This is a genomic window from Kitasatospora sp. NPDC059577, from assembly GCF_042735475.1.
GTDB lineage: Bacteria > Actinomycetota > Actinomycetes > Streptomycetales > Streptomycetaceae > Kitasatospora.
The window spans coordinates 1-6,601 of record NZ_JBHWBZ010000025.1; the positions used below are offsets into that span (position 1 = coordinate 1).

The following is a 6,601-nucleotide window of genomic DNA, read 5'->3' on the forward strand; positions in this document are numbered from 1 at the left end:
CGCCTCACCACCCCCACCCGGGGGGCGCCCGCGGGGGCGGGCGGCCGCGGCACGGCCCGGGGTGGGTCGCCCCCCGGCGGGGGGGGGGCGGCCCTCCCCCCCCCCCCCCCCCTTCTCGTCGTCCTCCGGTCGGCCCCGCCACCGCTCCGTCCGCCCCTGGCGGGCCGTCCCTTCCGAGCCGTCCCTTCCGAGCCGTCCGCTCGGGCCGCGGGCGGTTCGGCCGCCACGGGCCTCAGCCGCAGGACGCGGCCGGGTCCGGGCGCTGGTCGGAGTGCCGGGCCCCTGGGATGTGCGGCAGACGGGCCGCCGAGACCACGCCCTCCAGGTAGCCACGGGCCCGCTCGGTACGGGGGTAGGCCTCCAACAGGGCCCAGAACGCCGGACCGTGGTCCGGCACCAGCAGGTGCGCCAGCTCGTGCAGCAGCACGTAGTCCAGCACGTACTCCGGCATGCCCTGGAGGCGGTGCGAGAGGCGGATCGTGCCCTCGCTCGGGGTGCAGGAGCCCCAGCGCGAGTTCTGGTTGGTGACCCAGCGGACCTGGCTGGGATGGGCGCGACCGCCCAGGAAAGCGGCCGACAGTTCGCGGGCCCGGGTCATCAGGGCCTCGTCCCCGGGGATCCGCCGGGACTCCTGGGCGGCGAGCTTCTCCAGCATCTGCGCGACCCAGCGCTGTTCCTCGGCGTGCGACATCCGGGCCGGGATCAGCACGACGGTGCGGTCGCCCTCGCGGTAGGCGGAGACCGTACGACTGCGGCGGGCGCTGCGGCGGACCTCGACCCGGCTGCGGTCGTGCGCCTCCGGGGAGACCGCCCCGACGGGCGGGTGCTGCGACGGCGCCGGCCTCGACTGCTGCTCGGAGTGCTTCTGGTCCGGGCGCCCGCGCGTGTTCGGCGTCGCGATCTGCGACCCGGACGCTGCACGGGCACGCCGACGCGACGCCGGTGGATGGGAGTCCCGCTCGGCTGCCATGCCACACGACGTTACCCGGTGGCACGGACAGAAGTCCGCTGCCATGGCCGGAATCTTTCATGGAGTGATCGGGAACGAAAAGTCGACGGCGGGTGTCCGGAAACCGACGCCGGAGAGGATGGCCAGTTATCCACAGGGTGCGCGAACCGCTCTTCCGATCATGTGTGCGGGCCTGTGGACAACGGTCGGCGGGCCGTCGGTCCGGTGGGGCATGCTGCGGTCGACCGTCCGGAAACGATCGGAAGGGAGATCGCCGTGCGCCTCGCACTGAAGCCCGCCCTGTCCCGCAGCTGGCGGGACTCCGAGACCCTGCAGTTCGGCACCGTCACCCGGCACGCGGGGATGCTCGGCAACGCCGACCCGGCCCTGTGCGAGTTCCTCGGGCTGCTCGACGGCACCCGCGACCGACCCGAGCTGGTGGAGGCCGGCGAGCGGATCGGGCTCGGCCGCGAGCCGGCCGACACCCTGCTGACCGAACTCGCGGAGACCGGGCTGCTGGACGACGCGGAGGCCACCGACCGGGCCCTGGCCCGCTTCCCCCAGCCGCAGCGCGAACTGCTCGGGCCCGACCTGGCCTCGCTCTCCCTGGTCCACTCCGGCCCGGGCGCCGCCCCCGCCGTCCTGGCCCGTCGGGCCGACGCCAGGATCGAGGTGCGCGGCGCGGGCCGGGTCGGCGCCGCCGTGGCCGCGGTGCTCGCCGCCGGCGGAGCGGGCACGGTCACCGTCGCGGACGGCGGCCGGGTGAGGCCGGGCGACTGCTCCCCGGCGGGGCTGCCGCCCGGGGACGTCGGCCGGCTGCGCTCGACGGCAGCGCGGGAAGCCGTGCGGCGCGCCGCGGGCCGCCCGACGACGACCCCGACGGCGGCACCGCGCCGCCGGCCCGGCGACCCGCCACCGGACTTCGTGGTCCTCGCGCCCCGGGACGGCAGCGCCGCCTTCGCGGGCGGGACGTACGAGGCCCGGCTGCTGCTCCGGGCCGGGGTGCCGCACCTGTACGTGGGCGTGGTCGAGGAGTTCGGCGTCGTCGGGCCGCTGGTGGTCCCGGGGATGTCGGCGTGCGGGCACTGCCTGGTGCTGCGGCGGGAGGACGAGGACGCGGCCTGGCCGCGGGTCCTGACCCAGCTGGCGCACGGAGGCCCCGGACGCGCCCGCACGCCGGCCTGCGACACGGCCCTGGCGACGGCGGTCGCCGGGCTGGCCGCACTGCACGTCCAGGTGTACCTGGACGGCGGCCGGCCGCCGAGCGTGGACGGGTGGTGCGAGGTGTCGGCGGGCGACGGGACGGCGCGGCGGCTGCGACTGCGGGGACACCCGGACTGCGGGTGCCTGTGGCAGCCGTTGCCGCCGGGGTGAGGCGGCGCCGGGGAACGCCGAAGGCCGGCGCCCCGGGGCGCCGGCCTTCCCGGTGGTCCTCACCGCGGCCCTCACCGGCCCGACGGGGGCCGGACCGGACCTCAGGCGGCAATCGCGGCCTCCCCCGCCTCCGCCTCGGTGCCCACCGACGCCTTCCGGTCCCGCATCACCAGGGTGGCCACCAGCGCCGCCGCCAGCACGCCGATCGCGCTGACCGTGAAGGTCGTCGCCATCGCTCCGGTGAAGGCCTCCCGCGCGGTCCGGACGAGTCCGGCGTCCCCGTGGGCGATCGCCAGCGCCCCGGCGATCGAGTGCTTCGCCTGCTCCGGCGTCCCGGCCGGCATCCCGCTCGCGAAGCCGCTCGACAGCAGCGAGCCCAGGATGGCGATGCCGAGCGCGGTGCCCGCCTGCTGGATGGTGTCGTTCAGCGCCGAGCCGACGCCCGCCTGCTCCGGCGGGATCGTCCCCATCAGCGCGCCCACCGCCGCCGGCATGGCCAGGCCCGCCCCGAGGCCGAGCAGCCCGAGCGCGACCGCCGGGACGGCGAATCCGGTGTCGGCCGAGACGGTGGTCAGCAGGGCGAACGAGGCGGCCATGACGAGCATCCCCGTGAGGATCAGCGCCCGGTTGCCGGTCTTCGCCGCGAACTTGGCGCCGGCCCCGTTGCCGACCAGCGCCGCGACGGCCAGCGGCAGGAACGCCAGGCCCGCCTTGACCGGCGAGTACCCGAGCACGAACTGCAGGTACTGGGTGAGCACGAGCAGCAGCCCGCCGTTGCCGATCTGCACCAGGGTCAGCGAGAGCGAGCCCCCGCTGAAGTTGCGGGCCTTGAAGAGGAACAGCGGCACCATCGGCGCGACGGTGACGTTCTCCCAGACCACGAACCCGACCAGCGCGACCACCGCGACGGCGAGGGTGACCAGCGCGCGGCCGGTGAACGCGCCGTGCTGCGGGATCTCGATGATCCACCAGATCAGGGCGGTCATGCCGACGGCCGACAGCACCGCACCGAGCGGGTCGGGCTTCTGCCACGGCCCCTTGGACTCCGGCATCAGCAGCAGGCCCGCCAGGATCGCCAGCACCACCACGGGGACGTTGATGAAGAAGATCGAGTGCCACGAGAAGTGGTCGATCAGCACGCCGCCCAGCACCGGGCTGCCGACCAGCCCCAGCATCGCCACCGAACCCCAGGCGGCCATCGCCTTGTTGCGCTCCTCCTCGTCGAAGACCGTGATGAGGATCGACAGCGTCGAGGGCATGATCAGCGCCCCGCCGACGCCCATCGCGATCCGGGCCGCGATGACCTCGCCGGGATCGGCGCAGAAGACCGCCGCGAGCGACGCCGCCCCGAAGAGCAGCAACCCGATGATCATGACCTTCCGGCGGCCGAAGCGGTCACCGAGGCTGCCCGAGGTCAGCAGCAGGCCGGCGAAGACCAGGACGTAGGAGTCGAGGATCCACTGGGTGTCCTGGGCGCTCGCGCCGAGGTCGGCGGTCATCGAGGGCACCGCGACGGTCAGGGCCATGCTGTCGACCACCAGCACGAGCGAGCTCAGGCAGAGCACGACCAGGATCCACCAACGGTGCGGGTTGCGGCCCCCGGTGCCGCCGGTCCCCGTGCCGCTGTTCCCGGTGTCGCTCCCCGCGGTCACGTCGTCGGCTGACATCAGCCACTCCTCCCATTGGCGCACACCGTTCCCCCGGTGCGCACTGCGTTCCTTCGATGCGAACACTGTACGGACAGCGGAACGGTGTGCGCAACAACCGACTCCTGTACGCTCAATGCGAACGGTGTACGCAGCGCGTAGGAGGAGGAGCCGCCATGGCCGCCCGAACGAACCCGATCCCGTCCGTGTGGGCCCGACGGCAGAGCGAGCCCGACCAGCCGGCTCTCAGCCGGACCGCGATCGTCCGCGAGGCGATCGTCGTCCTGGACGCCGAGGGCATAGAAGCCCTGAGCATGCGCAAGCTCGCCGCCCGCCTGAACGCTGGGGCCACCTCCCTCTACCGGCACGTGGCCACCAAGGACGAGCTGATGGAGCTCGCCGTGGACGAGGTCTTCGGCGAGATGGCCCTGCCGCCCGCCGACAGCCCCGACTGGCGCGCCGCGGCCACCGAGGCCGCCGAGGCCTTCCGCGCGACGGCCCTGCGCCACCCCTGGCTCTCCTCCGTGCTGGGCCAGGCCGGCCTCGCCTACCTCGGCCCCAATCTGGCGTCCTACGGCGAGCGGCTGACCGCGTTCTTCACCGCCGTCGGATTCCCCGAGCCCGTCCGGGCGATCGACACGCTCATCTCCTACGTCGTCGGGATGAGCACCACCGAGGCGGCCTGGCTCACCACCGTCGCCCGCTCCGGGGAGAGCGAGGCCGACTTCATCGCCCGCCTGATGCCCGCCGCCCGGCAGGCCAGCGCCGACTACGCCCACCTCGCCGACGCCTACGCGGCCGCCGCCGCGAGCCCCGACCCGGTCGAGGTCCGCAACAGCAAGTTCGGCTACGGCCTGGAGGTCGTCCTGGACGGCCTCGCCCTGCGCCTGCCCCGCTGACCCCGGCCGACCGGACCAAGACGCCCAAGTCCCCGCAAAGGGGACGTCGTTCCCCACCCCGCCCCGCGGAATTCCGCCGGGCCCGGGGCGGGGAGCGGGCACAATGGCGTAGTGATGGTCGGCCGTCCGGTGTCGGGGGGCCAGGGATTGGAGGCCCGGGTGAGCGATCTTCCGCGCAAGGCAGTGACCCGCACGGCACGGCTCGCCGCCCTGCCGCTGGGAATAGCCGGTCGCGCCACGCTCGGCCTGGGCAGGCGGATCGGCGGCCGCTCCGCCGAGGTGGTCACCGCCGAGCTCCAACAGGCCACCGCGGACCAGCTGTTCAAGGTCCTCGGCGAACTCAAGGGCGGGGCGATGAAGTTCGGGCAGGTGCTGTCCGTCTTCGAGGCCGCGCTGCCCGAGGAGGTCGCCGGTCCGTACCGGGCGGCGCTCACCAAGCTGCAGGACGCCGCTCCCCCGATGCCCGCCGCCACGGTGCACACCGCCCTCGCCCAGCGGCTCGGGGAGGACTGGCGCGAGCTGTTCCTGGAGTTCGACGACCGCCCCGCGGCCGCGGCCTCGATCGGGCAGGTGCACCGGGCGGTCTGGCACGACGGCCGCCGGGTCGCGGTCAAGGTGCAGTACCCGGGCGCGGGCGACGCGCTGCTCGCGGACCTGTCGCAGCTGAGCCGGGTGGCCTGGCTGCTGGGCCCGCTGATCCCCGGGCTGGACATCAAGCCGCTGATCGCCGAGCTGCGCGAGCGGGTCTCGGAGGAGCTCGACTACGAGCTGGAGTCGCAGGCCCAGCGCCGGCACGCCGAGGAGTTCGCGGGCGACCCGGACATCGCGGTGCCGGGCGTGGTGGCGCAGGCCGACCAGGTGCTGGTCACCGAGTGGATGGACGGCACCCCGCTGGCCGAGGTGATCGCGCGCGGCACCCAGGAGGAGCGCGACCGCGCCGGGCAGCTGCTGGCCCGGTTCCTGTTCGCCGGCCCGTCCCGGACCGGCCTGCTGCACGCGGACCCGCACCCGGGCAACTTCCGGCTGCTGAAGGACGACGGCCCGGTGTCCGGCTGGCGGCTGGGCGTCCTGGACTTCGGCACCGTGGACCGGCTTCCGGGCGGCCTGCCCGCGCCGATCGGGGCGTCGCTGCGGATGGCACTGGCCGGGGACGCGGCGGGCGTGCTGCAGATGCTGCGCGAGGAGGGCTTCGTGAAGCCCTCGATCCAGCTGGATCCGGACGCGGTGCTGGACTACCTGCTGCCGATCATCGAGCCGGCCGCGGTGGAGAGCTTCCACTTCACCCGGGCCTGGATGCGCTCCCAGGCGGCCCGGATCGCCGACCCGCGCTCGCCCGCCTACAACCTGGGCAAGCAGCTCAACCTGCCGCCCGCGTACCTGCTGATCCACCGGGTGACGCTGAGCACCATCGGCGTGCTGTGCCAGCTGGGCGCCAAGGCGCCGTTCCGCGCGGAGATGCTGGACTGGCTCCCCGAGTTCGCCGACCGGACGCGGCCGTCGCACCGGCCCGGGCACCCCGCGGAGCCCGGGCGGTCGGAGCAGCCGAAGGCCCGCAAGGGCACCGGCTCCGCCCGCCTCACGAAGGGCTGACGGCGCCGGGCACCGGCGGAGGCCACCGCCACCGGGCCCCGACGGGGGGCCCGCCCCCCCCCCCCAGAGCGGGGCGGGGGGCCGCCCACCCCGGGGGGGGCGGGAGTGCGCGCCCAGCGCACCCCGGGGCACACAAAAACACA

Annotated in this window: 5 protein-coding genes; 3 read left to right on the plus strand and 2 right to left on the minus strand. The window is 74.9% G+C overall.

All coding sequences use genetic code 11. From position 1 onward, the window contains the following. Positions 1-232: 232 nt before the first annotated feature. A complete protein-coding gene (locus ACFV0O_RS20540) occupies positions 233-970 on the minus strand; it encodes a M48 family metallopeptidase (RefSeq protein WP_380343617.1) in 738 nt (245 codons plus the stop codon). A gap of 255 nt (positions 971-1,225) precedes the next feature. On the opposite strand from ACFV0O_RS20540, the gene ACFV0O_RS20545 reads away from it, so the two are divergent. Further along, on the plus strand, positions 1,226-2,323 hold the full coding sequence (locus ACFV0O_RS20545; RefSeq protein ID WP_380343621.1) for a TOMM precursor leader peptide-binding protein: 1,098 nt from the start codon (positions 1,226-1,228) through the stop codon (positions 2,321-2,323). A gap of 101 nt (positions 2,324-2,424) precedes the next feature. Here ACFV0O_RS20545 and ACFV0O_RS20550 read toward each other — a convergent pair whose 3' ends face one another. Continuing rightward, positions 2,425-3,990, minus strand: coding sequence for an MFS transporter (locus ACFV0O_RS20550; RefSeq protein ID WP_380343624.1), 1,566 nt, complete (start codon positions 3,988-3,990; stop codon positions 2,425-2,427). A gap of 155 nt (positions 3,991-4,145) precedes the next feature. On the opposite strand from ACFV0O_RS20550, the gene ACFV0O_RS20555 reads away from it, so the two are divergent. Then, positions 4,146-4,868 carry a TetR/AcrR family transcriptional regulator gene (locus tag ACFV0O_RS20555; protein WP_360259529.1) on the plus strand — a complete coding sequence of 241 codons (723 nt, stop codon included), beginning with the start codon at positions 4,146-4,148 and terminating at the stop codon, positions 4,866-4,868. Positions 4,869-5,027: 159 nt separating this feature from the next. Then, positions 5,028-6,458, plus strand: a complete 1,431-nt coding sequence (locus tag ACFV0O_RS20560) for an ABC1 kinase family protein (RefSeq protein WP_380343627.1) — start codon at positions 5,028-5,030, stop codon at positions 6,456-6,458. The last annotated feature ends 143 nt before the right edge of the window (positions 6,459-6,601 follow it).

Bases quoted from the DNA above. Each gene is read 5' to 3' on its own strand.
- ACFV0O_RS20550 (WP_380343624.1), bottom strand. From the start codon at position 3,990: ATGTCAGCCGACGACGTGACCGCGGGGAGCGACACCGGGAACAGCGGC.
- ACFV0O_RS20540 (WP_380343617.1), bottom strand. From the start codon at position 970: ATGGCAGCCGAGCGGGACTCCCATCCACCGGCGTCGCGTCGGCGTGCC.
- ACFV0O_RS20555 (WP_360259529.1), top strand. From the start codon at position 4,146: ATGGCCGCCCGAACGAACCCGATCCCGTCCGTGTGGGCCCGACGGCAG.